At 34.2% G+C, this 17856-nt stretch carries 14 protein-coding genes; 9 read left to right on the plus strand and 5 right to left on the minus strand.

Annotated elements, in window-relative coordinates; all coding sequences use genetic code 11:
• The first annotated feature begins 9 nt into the window (after positions 1–9).
• From BN38_RS05500 to serS, 3 genes are all read left to right on the plus strand, one after another.
• Entirely contained in the window at positions 10–675 is a 666-nt protein-coding gene (locus tag BN38_RS05500; RefSeq protein ID WP_044565971.1) for an NAD(P)H-hydrate epimerase, read from the plus strand.
• Positions 676–756: 81 nt separating this feature from the next.
• Complete coding sequence (locus BN38_RS05505; protein WP_044565972.1) at positions 757–1707, plus strand: DUF4349 domain-containing protein; 951 nt, start codon at positions 757–759, stop codon at positions 1705–1707.
• A 234-nt stretch (positions 1708–1941) separates the two neighbouring features.
• Positions 1942–3231 carry a serine--tRNA ligase gene (gene serS / locus BN38_RS05510; protein WP_044565973.1) on the plus strand — a complete coding sequence of 430 codons (1290 nt, stop codon included), beginning with the start codon at positions 1942–1944 and terminating at the stop codon, positions 3229–3231.
• Between the two features lie 62 nt (positions 3232–3293).
• Here the strand turns inward: serS and BN38_RS05515 are convergent, their stop codons facing one another.
• Both BN38_RS05515 and BN38_RS05520 read right to left on the minus strand, forming a co-directional pair.
• Positions 3294–3518, minus strand: a complete 225-nt coding sequence (locus tag BN38_RS05515) for a hypothetical protein (protein ID WP_044565974.1) — start codon at positions 3516–3518, stop codon at positions 3294–3296.
• 19 nt (positions 3519–3537) lie between these two features.
• The gene (locus BN38_RS05520) at positions 3538–5400 is read right to left on the minus strand and encodes an acyltransferase family protein (RefSeq protein ID WP_044565975.1); all 1863 of its coding nucleotides are present in this window, start codon (positions 5398–5400) and stop codon (positions 3538–3540) included.
• Positions 5401–5556: 156 nt separating this feature from the next.
• On the opposite strand from BN38_RS05520, the gene BN38_RS05525 reads away from it, so the two are divergent.
• Entirely contained in the window at positions 5557–6090 is a 534-nt protein-coding gene (locus tag BN38_RS05525; RefSeq protein WP_044565976.1) for a hypothetical protein, read from the plus strand.
• Positions 6091–6188: 98 nt separating this feature from the next.
• Entirely contained in the window at positions 6189–7382 is a 1194-nt protein-coding gene (locus tag BN38_RS05530; protein WP_044565977.1) for an ATP-grasp domain-containing protein, read from the plus strand.
• A gap of 28 nt (positions 7383–7410) precedes the next feature.
• On the opposite strand, the gene BN38_RS05535 is transcribed toward BN38_RS05530, so the two are convergent.
• From BN38_RS05535 to BN38_RS05550, 3 genes are read right to left on the minus strand one after another with little or no spacing between them, the layout of a single operon-like run.
• Positions 7411–8277, minus strand: a complete 867-nt coding sequence (locus BN38_RS05535) for a DUF4300 family protein (RefSeq protein WP_195890882.1) — start codon at positions 8275–8277, stop codon at positions 7411–7413.
• A gap of 13 nt (positions 8278–8290) precedes the next feature.
• Entirely contained in the window at positions 8291–9835 is a 1545-nt protein-coding gene (locus tag BN38_RS10750) for a 5-formyltetrahydrofolate cyclo-ligase (protein WP_049944451.1), read from the minus strand.
• A complete protein-coding gene (locus tag BN38_RS05550; protein WP_044565979.1) occupies positions 9835–11748 on the minus strand; it encodes an alpha/beta hydrolase family protein in 1914 nt (637 codons plus the stop codon). The genes BN38_RS10750 and BN38_RS05550 overlap by 1 nt, the downstream gene beginning before the upstream one ends.
• Before the next feature lie 113 nt (positions 11749–11861).
• Between BN38_RS05550 and hpf the strand changes: the two genes are divergently transcribed.
• The 4 genes from hpf to trpS all read left to right on the plus strand — a co-directional run bounded on the left by hpf (position 11862) and on the right by trpS (position 17727).
• Positions 11862–12419, plus strand: coding sequence for a ribosome hibernation-promoting factor, HPF/YfiA family (hpf, locus tag BN38_RS05555; protein WP_044565980.1), 558 nt, complete (start codon positions 11862–11864; stop codon positions 12417–12419).
• A 294-nt stretch (positions 12420–12713) separates the two neighbouring features.
• Positions 12714–15476 carry a preprotein translocase subunit SecA gene (gene secA, locus BN38_RS05560; protein WP_044565981.1) on the plus strand — a complete coding sequence of 921 codons (2763 nt, stop codon included), beginning with the start codon at positions 12714–12716 and terminating at the stop codon, positions 15474–15476.
• 2 nt (positions 15477–15478) lie between these two features.
• Positions 15479–16598 (plus strand): peptide chain release factor 2 gene (prfB, locus tag BN38_RS10755; RefSeq protein WP_195890883.1). Its coding sequence is split into 2 segments (ribosomal slippage): positions 15479–15553 and positions 15555–16598, totalling 1119 coding nucleotides; the frame shifts between segments, so codons are not numbered across the junction.
• Positions 16599–16635: 37 nt separating this feature from the next.
• On the plus strand, positions 16636–17727 hold the full coding sequence (gene trpS, locus BN38_RS05570; RefSeq protein WP_044565982.1) for a tryptophan--tRNA ligase: 1092 nt from the start codon (positions 16636–16638) through the stop codon (positions 17725–17727).
• The last annotated feature ends 129 nt before the right edge of the window (positions 17728–17856 follow it).

Here is a 17856-nt window from a genome sequence, read left to right on the forward strand (position 1 = left end):
GAGATTAATATGCTTGTAGTAGACAAAGAAACTATGCAGGCCATAGATACTTATGCAATCAATGAACTAAAAATACCAGCCTTAGCCTTGGTTGAGCGTGCTGGCCTTGCTATCATCAAAAATATCAACTTAAATCAAAGACGCACTTTTGCTGTCATTGTCGGCATTGGCAACAACGGAGCAGATGGTCTTGCCTGTGCTAGAAACCTCATGGCAAGAAACTTTCAGGTAGATATTTATATTATAGGGAGTTTGGATAAGGCAAGTGATGAGTTTAGGGCAAATTATGATGCTTGCTCAAAGCTTACAGATCGAATGTTTTTTGTAGATACAATAGAAGATATGGAAAATATGGAAGAAAATATCAAAAATGTTTCTACTATCATAGAAGGAATATTTGGCACAGGACTAGATCGTACTATCTCTGGAACCTATGCCTTTGTAATAGCCATGATAAATCGTTCCATGAAATATATTATCTCCATAGATATACCAAGTGGCCTAGATTCTACATCTGGAGATTCTTGGGGCGAGGTAGTAGATAGCGATTTGATAGTTTCTATGCAACTAATGAAAAAAGGCATATATGAACGCAGTAGATATCGCGATAAGTGCATAGTCGAAGATATAGGCATACCACAAAAAGCAATAGACTATGTTTTAAAAGAGAGCTGAGGCTCTCTATTTTTTTGGGGTAAATATTATATAAGTAAAAGCACTTATAAAAATATGGAGAGATCATAGGAGGATAAACTTATGACAAAGAGAAGGTATATTTTAATCAGTATAATTTTTAGCTTCATGCTTGTTGCCTGTGTAGCAGGCAATACCAAGGATGCTAGCGTATCTAATGAAATTACGGACAGGGCATCTACTCCTGCCGAAATGCCAAGTGACATGAAAACTGAAGAAGTAGCAGAAGAAGAGGGAATTGATGATGGCGAAAGTTTGCCTATAAAAAGCACAGATAGTGAGCGTAAGATTGAAAGATTTTATGATTATTACATAGAAACAATAGACTTTGACAAAGACAATCAAGGTATTGAAGAATTAGTTAGTAAATATGGTGGATTTTATCAGTCATCTACTATTGACCGTGAATTTCCTAATGAATCTGACGAGAGTATAAGAATCCTAAATGCTAGCATCAAGATTCCAAAGGATAATTCAGAAAAATTTAGGAAAGACCTTGAAAGTCATGGCAAAATCCTATCATCTAGCAACCACATCAATGATTTTACAAAAACATACACAGATACAAGTATAAGGCTAAAGTCCAAAGAAACCGAACTAGAAAAACTAAATGAACTTCTAGAAAAGGCAGAAAATCTCGAAGATGTGATGGCTATTCAGGCTAGGATTCTGGACGTTCAAGCAGAAATTGACCAGATTAATGCTGAGATTTCGGACATGGACAGCAGAGTATACTACGATACCTACAATCTTTGTCTAAGAGAAGTTTATGATTACAAGCATGTAGCCAATAGGTCACCAGATTTTGCCGGAAGAGTCTCCCAAGCCTTTGGTGATTCGATCCATTTATTTATAAATTTCTTCCAAGACCTTATAATTGCCCTAATCACTTTCTGGCCTCTAGTACTTATAGCAATACTAATTGCTTTCTTTGTGAAATATTTGGTAAGTAAGAGAAAAAAGAAGACAATAAATATGGCTAATAAAAACGCTAATGAAGAAAAATTAGACTAGGTGTTGATAAATTATTGATTTCAATGTATACTATACTTAACTAAATATGGCTACGATAAGACATAGTAACTAGGGAAAGCTTGCAGAGAGAAGATGGTCGGTGCAAATCTTTAGCGGAAGCTAGTGAATCTACCTTTATGCTGTTTATTAATTAAGTTTTAAATTGGGTGGCACCACGAGACCTTCGTCCCATGTAGGATGAGGTCTTTTTTATTTGCCAAAAAAGGAGTAAAAATGATAGATATTAAGCTATTAAGAGAAAATCCAGAAATGGTAAAAGAAAATATCAAAAAGAAGTTCCAAGATGAGAAATTAGTTTTAGTAGATGAGGTCTTAGACCTAGATGAAAAGGCAAGAGCTGCAAAGACTGAGGGAGATAATCTCAGAGCAGAAAGAAATAAGGTTTCTAAACAAATTGGCGCACTAATGGGCCAAGGCAAAAAAGATGAAGCAGAAGAAGCTAAAGCTCATGTTGGAGAAATCAACGATAGACTAAGTCATATAGAAGAAGAAACTAGAAACTTGGCTGAAGAAGTCAAAGTTCGTATGCAAAAAATCCCACAAATCATCGATGAAACTGTTCCAATAGGCAAAGATGACAGCGAAAATGTAGAAAACGATAGATACGGAGAACCTGTAGTGCCAGACTTTGAAGTTCCATACCACGTAGATATAATGGAATCATTTGATGGTATAGATTTAGATGCATCTCGCGAAACTTCTGGTGCAGGATTCTATTACTTAAAAGGTGACATTGCAAGACTTCACTCTGCAATACTTTCTTATGCTCGTGATTTCATGATTGACCGTGGATATACTTACTACATCCCACCATTTATGATTCGTTCAGAAGTTGTAACTGGTGTTATGAGCTTTGAAGAGATGGAAAACATGATGTACAAAATCGAGGGTGAAGACTTATACTTAATAGGAACAAGTGAACACTCTATGATTGGTAAATTCATCAATACAATTAATGAAGAAGATGCTATGCCACTAAAAATGACATCTTATTCACCATGCTTTAGAAAAGAAGTTGGAGCTCACGGTATAGAAGAACGTGGAGTATACCGTATCCACCAATTCGAAAAGCAAGAGATGGTAATCATCTGCAAACCAGAAGATTCAAAAGAATTTTACAATGAACTATGGAATAACACAGTAGATTTCTTCAGAAGTCTAGAAATACCAGTAAGAACTCTAGAATGCTGTTCAGGAGACCTAGCTGATCTTAAGGTTAAATCTTGTGACGTAGAGGCATGGAGCCCACGACAACAAAAATACTTTGAGGTAGGATCCTGCTCTAACCTTGGCGATGCCCAAGCAAGACGTCTAGGTATCAGACTTCGTGGAGAAAATGGAACATACTTTGCCCACACACTAAATAACACAGTAGTAGCACCACCAAGAATGCTTATAGCCTTCCTTGAAAACTTACTACAAGCAGATGGCAGCGTGAAAATACCTGAACCACTTAGAATGTACATGGGTGGCAAGGAAAAAATTGAACCTAAAGCAAAATAGACCAACCTTTGCAAATAAACTGACCCCGCTAGTGTAAAAACTAACGGGGTCAGTTTGATTTTTTAATTATTGATTCCAAACGTACTAATCAACTTATCTATGTTATCTTTATCAAAATATTCCTCAGAATATCCACATTCGCTACAGACATACCTATCAAACAGGGCAGATGATAGGGCTGATTGGCCTATCATTATTGACCTACCTGCTTCAGCTGGGATTCTTTTGCCTGGAACAATTATTATCTTCTTTGATCCACACTTTGGACATTTTCCACTTATCTTCATTTCCGCCTCCTAAAAATTTTTATGGTTCTACCTTGTTGACATTTAAAATCTTTCTCATAATAAGTTTGGCAAAGGCATCTGATCCTGGTATATTTGGATGGGTTCTATCTGCTGCTAGATAATCTGGCTTATCCTTGATATAGTTTCTCCAATCAACCATGTGGGCCTTATCGTGGCTATCGCAGTATTCCTTGATAGAATTGTTAACATAGTCCATATAGGATTGGGTATGGGAAGTATTTACAAAATAAACATCACGGCCATCAGCAATTTCCATGATTCTATCCATATCAGCATGGTTGGCAGAACCATTTGACCCAAGAGAAATTACTATTATATCAGCAAGGCCAATATTTTCCTTAATTGACGATAAGATTTCTGGACCACTAACCATATCTCGCCCTACTTTTCCATCAAGATAGAAGTTTGGTATATACTTTCTGATGTAGGAATCGGCATTGATGATAACAGAATCACCTACAGAAGTGATAGAAACTTTGGACAAATAATCCAGCTCATTTTCTGTAAATTCAAAATCATCATAGGACTTTTCTTCAAAATTCGGATTATCTTTTTTATTTAGGGCATCCAATGTTTTTGTGTCGACATCATCTATAGACTTATTCTTGCCATCTTTTTTATCATTAGCTTTTACTTTGCTTTTTTTCTTTGCCTCTTCATTTCTCTTTTTGATTAATTCTTCATTGGCCGTAATTTCTTTTCTTAATTCTGCTATTTCCTTTTCCTTGGCATTACCAATGCTTGCTGAAGTAATTCTTAGACCAATAAGAGCAAGTATTGATATCATAATCAAGCTTAGATTTATTTTCTTATTCTTAAATATAATATATGTTAGCTCAGATAATATAAATATGGCAAAAATTTCTATAATGGCTACAAGAAAATTATTTATCCCATGCAAGAAATACACAGAAAATATTTGTACCACATATTGCCACAAGTATAGGTAATAGGACCTGTCACCAATGTAGGAGATTAATTGGAATCTATTTTTCCTAGCCCTATAGTAGTTTTTCTCATAGTTAAATAATGTCAAAGTCAAAAGACCTGTGATTATTGTAAAGGCTATAAAGATAAATTTATATGACCTGATATCTTTGCCATTAACTAGAAAAAATGGAAGCACACAGAGTACTCCTAGGCTTATTCCACAAATTTTTAAGAAAGACTCGCTAAATTTAATCTTTGACAAGTAATTTTTGTTTAGTAGATATAAGGATACTCCAAACGTAAATGCTGATATTCTAGTATCTATACCATTGTATATTCTTGTAATATCACTATTGTTTTTTCCTAAACTTATCATTAGGATAAAACTAACAATTGTGATCAACAAATGAACTATAAGTTTTAAATTGTCATTAAGTTTTTTTGTAAATCCATCAATTACCATAAATATAGCAATAAATTGCATGTACATAGATACATACCATAAATGGTTAAAGATGTTAAAATTACCAAGTTGGTTGAAGTAATCTTCATTTATAAGGATTTTTTGTATATTTTCAAAGTTTAGGGCAACAGGAATAACAGATTTGATGGAATCATCAAAAACTTCCCTGGCAAAAGCCAAAGAAAAGCCCATAACTATTGCCATAATAAATAATACCGGTCCCAAAATCTTTATGTATTTATTAAGAAAAATAGACAAAGATTTTTTAAAATCTAGATTTTTTTTATTATCAGCTCCCATCATAGTCAAAAAACCGGACAGGAGAAGGAAAATTATAACAGCCAAATATCCACCAGAAATCACATGGCTAAATCTATGAAATAGGCTAACTCCAACAAATCCTAGGGCACGAAGGGCTGTTAATAAATGATATTCTTTTTTGTTTTTACTTTTCTTTCCATAATCCACCTCGTGAACTTAATCATTATATCAAATATCCTATTAAATTAAAATTAAGGAATGGTTACAATTTACAAAATTTTATGATGTTTGGAGATTATTTGTAATATTGAACTGGTAGAAAAATTATAATATAATATTAAAAAAATTTTTTTTGGAGGAAGTATGCTTATAAAAATAAGGAAATTACTATTAATATTTTCGATACTACTTTTTACAGGATGTTCAAACATTCAAAATGCAGGAGAAGAGAAAGTTAGTGAAGTTGATAATTCTATGGAGCCAGCGACCTATAGTTTAAATATAGTAGATGATGTAAAGTTAGAAATTATATCATATGACATTGTGGATAAAGATAAACTTGATCAAAATGAAAGAAGCAACCTAAAAGAATATATTAAAGAAAATGACGATAAGGTTTTTAGAATTGAATATAGGATAGTGGATAGTAGAGATGAAAAAACTTCTATAAGCACACAAGCAAGTGATGGATCAGAAAATTATGTAAGAGTTAAATTAATTGATAATAATGACAATGAAGTTACTAATGTTAGTCAGTACTCCACTTGGGATGATGAAGAGGGGATAATCTACAACAAAGATTATTTCATAATTAAAGATAAAAATAGCCTAAAGGGCATAGATATATCATATAATATTGATGGTCAAGAAGGTCATGATTTTGGAATAGAATTTTAAAATAACTAATTAAATTAGGCGTAAGAAAGCTTGCGCCTTTTACTTTGCATAAATCTATAATATAATATTTGCTATAGACTCTTACAAAGGAGAAAAGAATGAAAAAATTTTTACCAATAATACTAGGATCAGACCTAAATACATATTCTATAGCAAGGGAAATCCATGAAGCCTATGGCATAAAGTCAGTTGTTGCAACATCTGCTATATTCTTACCTTGTATAGACTCTGATATAATTAAATTTTACAAGAAGAAAGATTTCTCAAAAGAAAAAGATATTTTTTCGGGCCTTTTAAATGAAATTTACCATGATTACAAAGATTCATGCGATGATTTTATCATATTTGCTCCAGATGATTATATGAGAAATTTCCTCATAAATAATTTGACTTTATTGGAATTTAAGCCAAAACTCCCATATGCAGATATAGACACTATAAATTCTATAAAGACTAAAGATGAATTTAACCAAAAAATAGCCCATCTTGACCTAGTCCCACAAACAATTTTAGCAAATGAGGAAAATTATAGAAAACTAGATTTTCCAGATAATGTCTTCATAAAAGCAGACGATGATGTGTTTTATAAAAAACTTGATTTTGATGGCTGGCAAAAGGGCTACCATTCCAAATCAAAAGAGCAGACTATAAAAATCTTGGAAAATATTTTTTCTAATGGTTATGACAAGAATATGATGGTCCAAGAATTTGTAGCTGGAGGAGACGGAAGCGAATTTAGTATCGATGGTTATAGGTCAAAAGCTGGTTTTTCTATGTCAGCTTGCAAGAATGTCATGCTTGACAAAAGACCAGATTGGGTAGGCAATTTTGTAGCCAAAATTGATACTGACCAAGATATTTTATACGATTACGCAAGAAAAATAGTAGAAAGTCTTGGAGTTTATGGACTATTTAATATTGACTTTAAGAAGGATATAGATACTGGAAAGATTTATGCATTTGAAATAAATCTACGCCAAGGTCGCTGCCACTACTATGCGACTCAAAACGGAGTAAACTTATCAAAGATAGCAATAGAAGATTTAATATTTGATAATCGAATGGAAGTAATAGGAGATAAGCCATTTGCCTACTACAACCTAGACCTTGACCAAACTATAGAAAATATGGCGGCTGATTTGAAAGAAGAATATACCAGTCCAGTAAGATTTGACAATTGTATCAACCCTCTAGTCTACGATAAGGATTGGAATAGGAAAAGAAGTAAAAAAATAGAAAAATACTTGGATAAACTAGGCAAAGAAACATTTACTTATACAGAGATACAATAATATAAAAAATAACTCCCCAAATGAGGAGTTATTTTTTTACAAACAAATTGTCATCTCTAAATATAATAGGCTTGATTGGATACTCATCATTGGAATAATCATAAAGATCCATCAAGTAGTCATAAAGATCATTGTCATTTTCAAAGATTACAACTTGGTAGGGAGCTGTGAAAGCTAGTTTTTCAACTAGCATTAATCTACCATCTTCTAGACCAAATAATAGACCAGTATGGCCAACAAAAAGCTCATTTTTATTTTCGTCTATATTTGAAAATTCAAAAACTGATATAACTTCATAGTAACTATTTTTGTGAAATTTGATACCACTATTCTCCCAAAAATCTTTAATTTTATTTGCTTGATAGTCCAAATCATCTTTATTTTCTGTAGGGATAGCAGAATAAAACTTATTAAACTTATCAATCTCATCTTTATCTAGAGTAGGGACAGGTGGATTGGAAAAGCTTGTATTATCAATTTCAACAACAGACATATTAGGATTTGATTTATTCTTAACCTCGATTTTATCAGAAACTAAGCCAAAAGTAGTAATCCTACAATTAATACCTGTAAAGTCTGGATTTGATTTATACAATTCATCTTGCATAGCATATACGTCATAGTCTTTAATCTTATTGGCTTTTGCATAATCTTCTTTGACTAATAAATTATTATTCACACTTGAATTAAAGAATTCTACTTGCTTAAAAAATCTATCAGTTTTCTTATGATCTAGGTCAGAGGATTTAAAAATACTTTCTAGATCTTCTTTAGTTTTTTTAGTTAGTAGATTACTGTAAACAAGTTTGGAACCATCGTTATTAGGTATTTCATTATCTACATCACAAGAGCTCAGACAAAATAAAGTAAGAATTAAAATTATTATTTTTTTCATAGTGTATACTTTTTTAAAATATTTCTTTTTCTGTAATGATATAATCAAGCTTGTGGTCAAATTCATCTGTTGGAATCTCTTCGACTTCAAATTCGCTTGCAAATAATCCTACAGCTTTTGTTTCTACCTTGTTAAGATACCTGTCGTAGTAACCACCACCATAGCCCATGCGGTTTTTGTCTTTGTCAAAGCCTAGGCCAGGAACTATAGTTAGATCAGGATTTTCTATAGTTTCCATAGTATATGATGTTGGTATATCAAACTCTCCTGGGATTAGATTGTCCAAATCATAGATTCTTATAGGAATCATAAGACCTTCATCTCTATCGGTGATATATGGCACATAGACATCCTTTCCCATTTCTAGAGATCGCCTGATAATCTCAAATGTATCAACTTCATCAGCCACTGATACGTAGATAAATATACTTTCAGCATCATTGTACATATCAGAATTCAACAATTTTGTAAAAATTGCATAGTCTACCATATTTTTCCTAGTTGGATCCATATGGTATCTTAGATCTCTGAAATGTTTCCTTAAAGTTCTCTTATCTACTATTTCGTTTTTATCTTCTTTTTTAATCATAGATTCCTCAATTGTTGTTTGTAGGCTTTCTTTGAAAGACTTGTTGTTTTCTTTAAATTCTCTAATCTCCTTATCAGAAGCTATTGCGAAGTTTTCTTTAGTAGAATCAATTAATTCAGCTCCAAGGATAAGTATGGTGGATACTAAGTTAAGCCAAATAAATAGGGCCAATATACCTGCCAAAGCTCCATACACTACAGATTGCTTGGAAAAATTGTTCAAGAAGAAAGAGTACAAGAAGGTTGCAATATAAATAGTTATGATTGCAAACAATCCTCCATAAAAGGCACTTTTAAATGGAACCCTATCATTCTTGTTATTTGGTGCAAACCTATAAAATACTCCAAAGGCTAGAGCAATTATTAGTATGGGTGCCAATGTCAACGTCAACCTAAATAGAGGAGATGAGAGGGCCTCAAATATACTATCAAATAAGCCCCCAAAGGCTTTGTCAGATATACGTGTTAGTATGTTGTTATTTATAAAAGTCAAAATACTAGGACCATAAATCTGTGAAACCAAAATAAACAGTATAAAAACTATAAACATTATTGTATAAAGCAGTGAAAAAAGTCTCTGTTTGATATACTTATTTTCACCCTCAAGACCATAGGCTTTATTTATAGATGTGATTAGGTTATTCATACCCTTGGTGGCAGACCAAAGGGCAAAAAGCACGGTAATAACAGTAACCGATGTTGAACTAGTATTGACAAACATAGTGTCAATGACCCATTTAACCATATCCTTTGAAGTTGATGGCAAAAATTCTAATAGTGAATATATAGCATCAACATTATTTTCTAAAATCTTAGAAGCGACTGATACAAGCACCATTGATAGTGGTATAGATGCTTGTAAGAAGTAGAAAGATAAAGCTGCTGAGTTATTGGTTACTTCGTGGTACTTAAACCTATAAATCATATCGCTTATGGTCTTTTTAAATTTTACCTTTGTCTCAATCTTCATTATTTCAAATATCCATCAAACCATTTTTTAATTTCTTTAAGTCTCTTTAGCCTTGGCTTTGGTTTACCAGACCTTGATAGTTCATGATTTTCACCGTGGAATATATACATTTTTGTATCTACACCATTTAGTTTAATCTTTGTATACATTTGTAGACCTTGCTCTAGTGGGCAGCGATAGTCCTCATCAGAGTGGATGAATAGGGTAGGAGTTACTACCTTATCAGCGTATTTTAGTGGAGATTGGTCCCACATCTTTTCTAAATCTTCCCATGGATCCTTTGCCCCTGTTTGGTCGTTTGCAAAATAGTAACCTATGTCAGATACACCGTAGAAACTTATCCAGTTTGATATAGATCTTTGGGCGCAAGCTGCAGCAAATCTATCAGTGTGACCTATAATCCAATTTGTCATAAATCCACCATAAGATCCGCCATATACTCCCATACGTTTCTCATCTATTTGTGAATACTTTTCTATAGCTAAATCAGTAAATCTCATTAGGTCTTCATAGTCCTTAGCCCCATATAAGCCCCTGATATCGCTAAAGGTAACGCCATTTCCAGATGAACCATGTGGATTTGTATAGATTACAATGTATCCATCATTGGCAAAAACTTGGTGTTCGTGGTGGAAGATATCAGAAAATTCTGTCTTTGGTCCACCGTGGATGGATAGGATAGTTGGATACTTCTTATTCTTATCAAATTTTGTAGGAAGGAGCACATAGCCTTTTAGTGTATCTCCATTTGACTTAAATTCAAATGTTTCTATATTTCCTAGCTTTGTAGTGATTTTATTTTCAATTAGAGCCGTATCAGAATCTTTTTTGTAAAGTTCGTATAGGCTATCTTTATCCATAGCAAAGTAGTATAATGCATCGTCCTTTATAGCAAAGTCTTCCACTCTTGAGACAATTTCTAGCTTAATATCACCGGTTTTATCTATAGAATAAAGTTTGCTATCTTCTTTTTCTGTTACAACAAAATATAGTCGGTTATTGGCTATAGCAAAAGTCTTAGCTCCATCATATCTTGCATCAGTACCTATGCTATTACCAAAGGCCATATCAAATTTATCGTCGGTTATTTTTTCATATGAACCGTCAAAATCACAGATATAGATAAAGGCATCTTCGTTTATTCCGCCTTTTTTCATATCAGTTGCTACAAAGATAATCTTATCATCTATAAAGTTGGCATAGTAGAAAGAAAAATTAGCATCTATTAAAAGTTTTGATTTTTTCTTTTTTATATCGTAAAGATACAAGGATTCATGCAAGTTCATAACCCTTGCCTTGTCATAGTTTGCTTTGGCATAGACAAGCTTTGTGTGATCTTCATTTATATTTAAGAAGCTAATTTCATGGTCAAAATCAGAATCTATGATTTTTGATAGGTTTTTATCTTCGGCATCATAGAAATAATAGGAGCTTTTCTCATGTTTAAGATATCCAGCACCGTTTAGCCAGAATGGCAGATCAATTACTTCTTTGAAATAATTATTTTCCTTATCTTTATCCTTTTCTTCTTTAGATTTTTTATCACTTGCATTGATTAGATATAGGTCATCTTTTAGCCAGTCTATTCGAGATACATTTTTTTCTATTGCAAAATATTTCTCACCAACTCCGTGATCTCCAACCTTGTTGAAAACATCCTCATCATCTGTACTTTTTGCCTTGTAGATTAGATTGGATGATTGGTCAAAAGTAAAAATAGAACTTTCTTTTGAATTTGTTACAGGGTAAGTTACATTTTCTTTTGTGTCATAAATCCAGATGTCATTTTCATATTTGTTGTCGTCATAATTTGCCTTTGTCTTGGTGTAAGCAAGCTTACTTTTGTCATTTGATATTTCTAGGCCACGCAAAAAATCGTATCCTAGTATATCTTTAATCTTAGTTTTACTCATAATACCTCCATCATATTATTTTAATTATACAGTATTTTCTAAATCTTTGGAATGATATAGTTTTGTTTTTAACATTTTGGGGTAATAATATAAAAAGCATAAGGAGAGAGAATATGAAAATAAACTTAGTGGGAAAAAACATAAACATCACCCAAGATATCAAAGATGAAGTAGAAAAGAAATTCGATCGACTTAACAAATATTTTGACGACCAACAAGCTATGGATGTCAAGATTTCCCAAGAGGGCAATGACTATAAGGTAGAATCGACCATAATTCTTGATGGTGGTACTATCCTTAGAGCAGAAAGCATGGAAGAGTCCTATCAAAACGCTATCGACAGAACCATGGATGCTCTTGTTCGCCAGATTAGGAAACATAAGACTAGATTATTAAAGCACAGAACTTCAGGGTCAATCAAATTTGAAAGCTTCAACGAATCTTTTGACAGCGAATACAATATCGACGATTCCTATGACGATGATGAAATCAAGATTGTTCGTGAAAAAGAAGTAAAGATGAAGCCTATGAGCGACCAGGAAGCAGCAATGCAAATGGAACTACTTAACCACGATTTCTATGTTTACCAAGATGATCAAGATATGAATCTACGTATAGTATATCGTAGGAAAAATGGTGGTTATGGAGTAATAATTCCAACTCAAAGATAAATTCACAAAGGAGCGGTATATCCGCTCTTTTTTAATTGAAAAAAACTTATTTATAGGTATGATAGTAAACAGTAATTACTTATATAATTATAGATTACGCAGTCTCTTAAGTGACTTAAGTTCTACTGCGTTTTTTATATGAATAAGAACATAAGCTAGTCTATTATCTGGTAACTTTACAAAATAAAAGTTTTCATTTAATATATTAGTGAAATAATTTGATTATTTTTACCCTCATGGTTAATAGCTAAAGCCATGAGCCTAAGATGATTAGAAAATTGGAGAGTGAATAATTTGGCAATATTTAACCTATTTAAGTCATTTAGTCAAAAAGAAATAGACAACAATATGAAGGTTGTTGATAAGATTCTTGCCCTAGATGAAAAAATGCAAAGTCTTAGTGACGAAGAATTAAGAAACAAAACAGTAGAATTTAGACAAAGATTAAAAGATGGAGAAACTCTAGATGATTTGCTTCCAGAAGCTTTTGCTGTAGTACGTGAAGCAAGTGACAGAGTCCTTAATATGAAACATTACCCAGTTCAATTACTTGGTGGTATTGTTTTGCACAATGGTCAGATAGCAGAGATGAAGACAGGTGAAGGTAAGACCCTTGTTGAGACTTGTCCAGCCTACCTAAATGCCCTTACAGGTAAGGGTGTCCACATAGTTACTGTTAACGACTATCTTGCAAAGCGTGACCAAGAGTGGATGGGCAAGATTTATACTTTCCTTGGTATGACTGTTGGATGTATCATCTATGGTCTAACCAATTCTGAAAGACAAGAAAACTACGCTGCTGACATTACCTATGGTACCAACAACCAATTTGGTTTCGACTACCTAAGAGATAACATGGTTATCTACAAGGAAGACATGGTACAACGTGGCCTAAACTATGCTATAGTCGATGAGGTTGACTCTATCCTTATTGATGAAGCTCGTACACCACTTATTATTTCTGGCCAAGGTGATGAATCAACTGATACTTACCAAAAAGCTAACGAGTTTATCCTAACTCTTGAAGGTAGAATCCTAGATCCAAACGAGGATGCAGAGATTGACCCATTTGACAGGGAATTCAAGGTAGAAGACGTTGATTTTATAGTTGATGAGAAGAGAAAATCTTCAAACCTTACAGAAAAAGGTACAGCTAAGGCAGAAAAATACTTTGGTATAGAAAACTTATCTGACAGCGAAAACCTAGAGCTATCTCACTACATCAACAATGCCCTTAAGGCAAATACTACTATGCACAGAGACATAGACTATGTAGTAAACCATGGTGAAGTTGAAATCGTAGATGAATTCACAGGTCGTATAATGCAAGGTCGTCGTTTCTCAGATGGTCTTCACCAAGCTATAGAAGCTAAAGAAGGTGTAGAAGTAAAAGCAGAATCTAAGACTCTTGCTACAATCACTTTCCAAAACTACTTTAGAATGTACGACAAGTTATCAGGCATGACTGGTACTGCAAAGACTGAGGAAGAAGAGTTTGACGAAATCTATAACCTTGACGTTGTAGAAATCCCAACCAACAAAACAATAGCAAGAAAAGATGACGTTGACTATGTTTATATCAACGAAAATGGAAAATACAGAGCAATCATCGAAGAAATCAACAGAGTCCACCCAACAGGACAACCTATCCTTATAGGTACTATATCAATTGAAGCAAGTGAGAGATTATCAGAAGCTCTAAAGAGGGCGGGTATCAAACACACAGTACTTAATGCTAAAAACCACGAGAGAGAAGCTGCAATAGTAGCAGAAGCTGGTCGTTTTGGTGCAGTAACTATAGCAACAAACATGGCTGGTCGTGGTACAGATATTATGCTTGGTGGTAATGTCGATGATATGGCTAAGCAAAAACTAAAAAGAGATGGTATGAGCGAAGAACTACTAGAACAAGTAGATAGCTTTGCAGAAACTAATGACCAAGAAATCCTAGAAGCTCGCAAAAAATACAGACACGAAAAAGACATCATAAGACCGAAAGTCAAAGAAGAAGCTGAAAGAGTAAAAGAAGTAGGTGGCCTATACATTATAGGTTCAGAACGTCACGAATCACGCCGTATAGATAACCAGCTACGTGGCCGTTCTGGTCGTCAAGGAGACCCAGGACAATCAAGATTCTTCATATCTCTTGAGGATGACCTAATCAGACTGAATGGTGGCGAGCAAGTTGCCAAATTCATCGAAAGTGCAAACTTTGACGAAGATGAACCAATAGTTTCAAAGATGGTTACAAGGTCTATTGAAAAGGCTCAAACTAGAGTAGAAGCAAACAACTTTGCTACTCGTAAGAGAGTATTACAATACGATGATGTCATGAACAAACAAAGAACCATAATCTACAACGAACGTAAAGACGTACTTTATGGTAATGATATGAAAGAAACTATCATAGCTATGATTAAAAATGTTATAACAGATTCTGTTTATACATTTACAAACCCAGAAGTAAAACCAGAAAACTGGGAAATGGTAGCCCTATTAAACTACCTAAATAGCCTTGGTATACCAGTAACCCAACTACATTTTGAAAACATCAACAATTACAGCCAACAAGATTTGATTGACTATATCACAGAAGCAACTCTTGCAAAATACGAAGACAAAGAATCACAATTTGGATCTTCAAACATGAGAGAAGTAGAAAGAGTAATAATGCTTCGTGTAATCGACCAAAAATGGATGGACCACATCGATGCCATGGATCAAATGAGAAAAGAAATCGGTGTTCGTGCAATGGGTAACGAAGACCCAGTTCGTGCGTATACAAACGAAGGTTTCGATATGTATGAAGAGATGACCAGATCTATCCAAGAAGAAACTGTAAGATACATGATGAATGTTGAAATCAGACAAAATATCCAAAGAAAACAAGTTCTAGTTCCAGATAAGGAAGTACAACCATCAGATGATGGCTCAAGTGATGTAGAAGTTCTATCAGCTAACGAGCTTTCTGATGAAGATGACCAATTATCAAACCTTAACAGGGCAGAACGTAGAAAACTAGAACGTATTGCAAAAAAATCTAAGGTTAAGAAATAATAATGGCAGAAATATACCAACTTAGAGAAACAATTGGCGACTTATCAGCTACAATGAAATTAATCGGAGACTCTCTTTGACCCAGAAAGTCTAAAAAAAGAAGTAGATTCTCTAGAAAAACAAACTTTCCAAGCTGATTTTTGGGACGATAGTGAAAAAGCTCAACATATTATGGCAGACTTGTCAAACAAAAAAGATGAGCTTTCTTCCTACAATTCTATAATGGAAGCTATCTCAGATAATACTGACTTAATCGACTTAGTTGAGATGAGCGAGGAAGCAGAGACAAATACCCTTGATCAAATAGCAGCTGACCTTAAAGAGCTATCTAAAAAAGTTTCTGCTATGAAACTAAGAACCCAACTTGATGGTGAATATGACAAAAACAATGCTTATATGTCCATCAACGCTGGTGCAGGTGGGCTAGAGGCAACCGACTGGGCTTCTATGTTACTTCGTATGTACACCAGATATTTTGACCAAAATGGTTTCAAATACGAAATAACTGACCTAAACAACGAAGAAGCAGGGGGCATCAAATCAGCTACCATAGCTATCAAGGGTTCCTATGCTTACGGATATCTCAAAGGAGAAAAGGGAGTCCACAGGCTTGTTCGTATTTCTCCATTTGATTCCGGTGCCAGACGTCACACTTCATTTTCATCAGTGGATATATTCCCAGAACTTGATGATACAACTGAAGTAGAAATCGACCCCAATGATCTAAGGATAGATACCTATAGGGCAAGTGGGGCTGGTGGCCAACACGTCAACAAGACTGACTCAGCAGTAAGGATTACCCACATACCAACAGGAGTTGTGGCTAGTTCTCAAGCCGAACGTTCCCAAACCCAAAACAAGAAAACAGCAATGAAACAGCTTTATGCAAAGCTAGTTCAAATTGCAGAAGAAGAACAAAGGGAAAAAATAGAGGACATCCAAGGCAAATACACACAAATTGCCTGGGGCAGCCAAATTAGATCCTATGTATTCCAACCATACACCCTTGTAAAAGACCACAGAACCAACTACGAAGTGGGTAATGTGGAAAGTGTTATGGATGGGGATATCCAAGGATTTATAGATGCATATTTAGCAGAAAGCCATAAGGATAATAAATAGAGGGGATTAATCCTCTCTTTTTTAAAAGGAGAATATTTTGGACGAAAAAAATATAATTTTGACAGGAGATAGACCAACAGGTCGTCTTCACCTAGGACACTATGTAGGCAGCTTAAAAAACAGGGTTAAAATGCAAAACGAGGGCAATTTTGACAAGATGTATGTAATGATTGCCGATAGCCAAGCTCTCACAGACAACTTTGATAACCCTGGAAAGATAAGAGAAAACCTCATCGAAGTTGCCTTGGACTATCTTTCTGTAGGCATTGACCCAGAAAAAGTAACCATCTTTGTTCAATCACAAGTAGAAGAACTAACAGAGCTTACATTTTATTTCCTAAATCTAGTCACCCTATCAAGACTAGAGCGTAACCCTACTGTTAAAAGTGAAATTAAACTAAGAAATTTCGAAACAAGTCTACCTGCTGGTTTCTTGATTTATCCTGTAAGCCAAGCTGCAGATATCTTGCTTTTTGATGCAAATATAGTACCAGTTGGTGTGGACCAAGAACCAATGCTAGAGCAAGCCAGAGAGATTTCTAGGTCATTTAACAACATCTATGGCAATCTTTTTGTAGAGCCAGAAGCTGTTTTGCCGGAAAATGAAAATGCACGCCGTATGCCAGGCATAGATGGCAATGCTAAGATGAGCAAGTCTTTGGGCAATGCTATCTACCTAGCTGATGATAAGAAGACCATCAAGAAAAAGGTTATGGCCATGTACACAGACCCTAACCATATCAATATCGATGATCCAGGCAAGGTAGAGGGCAATATAGTCTTTACCTACCTAGATGTCTTTTCAAATGACAGTCATTTTGAAAAATATTTGCCAGATTATAAGAACCTAGACGAACTCAAGGACCACTACAGAAGAGGAGGACTTGGAGATGTCAAGGTCAAAAAATTCCTCATCAAAGTTTTGGAAGAAGAATTAGAACCAATCAGAGAAAAAAGAGCCTACTATGAAAACCATATAGATGATGTAGTGGCTATTCTTGAAAAAGGCACAGCAGATGCTAGGAAAGTAGGAAGAGCAAAGATTGATGCTGTCAAAAAAGCCATGGGCATAGACTATTTTGCAGATGGTGCCTATATAGAAGAAATGAAGAAAAAATACAATAAATAAAAAAATGAGTTTTTGCAAATTGCTAGATTTATTTGCAAAAGCTCTTTTTTAATTTATAAATCCTATAAATGATAGTGATAATTGTTATCTAAGGTCAGATATGGTTAAATATATATTGTAGAACTTTTT

It is taken from the genome of Anaerococcus provencensis (genome assembly GCF_000312365.2).
GTDB classification, from domain to species: domain Bacteria; phylum Bacillota; class Clostridia; order Tissierellales; family Peptoniphilaceae; genus Anaerococcus; species Anaerococcus provencensis.

Bases quoted from the DNA above. Each gene is read 5' to 3' on its own strand.
- BN38_RS05500 (WP_044565971.1), top strand. From the start codon at position 10: ATGCTTGTAGTAGACAAAGAAACTATGCAGGCCATAGATACTTATGCA.
- BN38_RS05505 (WP_044565972.1), top strand. From the start codon at position 757: ATGACAAAGAGAAGGTATATTTTAATCAGTATAATTTTTAGCTTCATG.
- serS (WP_044565973.1), top strand. From the start codon at position 1,942: ATGATAGATATTAAGCTATTAAGAGAAAATCCAGAAATGGTAAAAGAA.
- BN38_RS05515 (WP_044565974.1), bottom strand. From the start codon at position 3,518: ATGAAGATAAGTGGAAAATGTCCAAAGTGTGGATCAAAGAAGATAATA.
- BN38_RS05525 (WP_044565976.1), top strand. From the start codon at position 5,557: ATGCTTATAAAAATAAGGAAATTACTATTAATATTTTCGATACTACTT.
- BN38_RS05530 (WP_044565977.1), top strand. From the start codon at position 6,189: ATGAAAAAATTTTTACCAATAATACTAGGATCAGACCTAAATACATAT.
- BN38_RS05535 (WP_195890882.1), bottom strand. From the start codon at position 8,277: ATGAAAAAAATAATAATTTTAATTCTTACTTTATTTTGTCTGAGCTCT.
- BN38_RS10750 (WP_049944451.1), bottom strand. From the start codon at position 9,835: ATGAAGATTGAGACAAAGGTAAAATTTAAAAAGACCATAAGCGATATG.
- BN38_RS05550 (WP_044565979.1), bottom strand. From the start codon at position 11,748: ATGAGTAAAACTAAGATTAAAGATATACTAGGATACGATTTTTTGCGT.
- hpf (WP_044565980.1), top strand. From the start codon at position 11,862: ATGAAAATAAACTTAGTGGGAAAAAACATAAACATCACCCAAGATATC.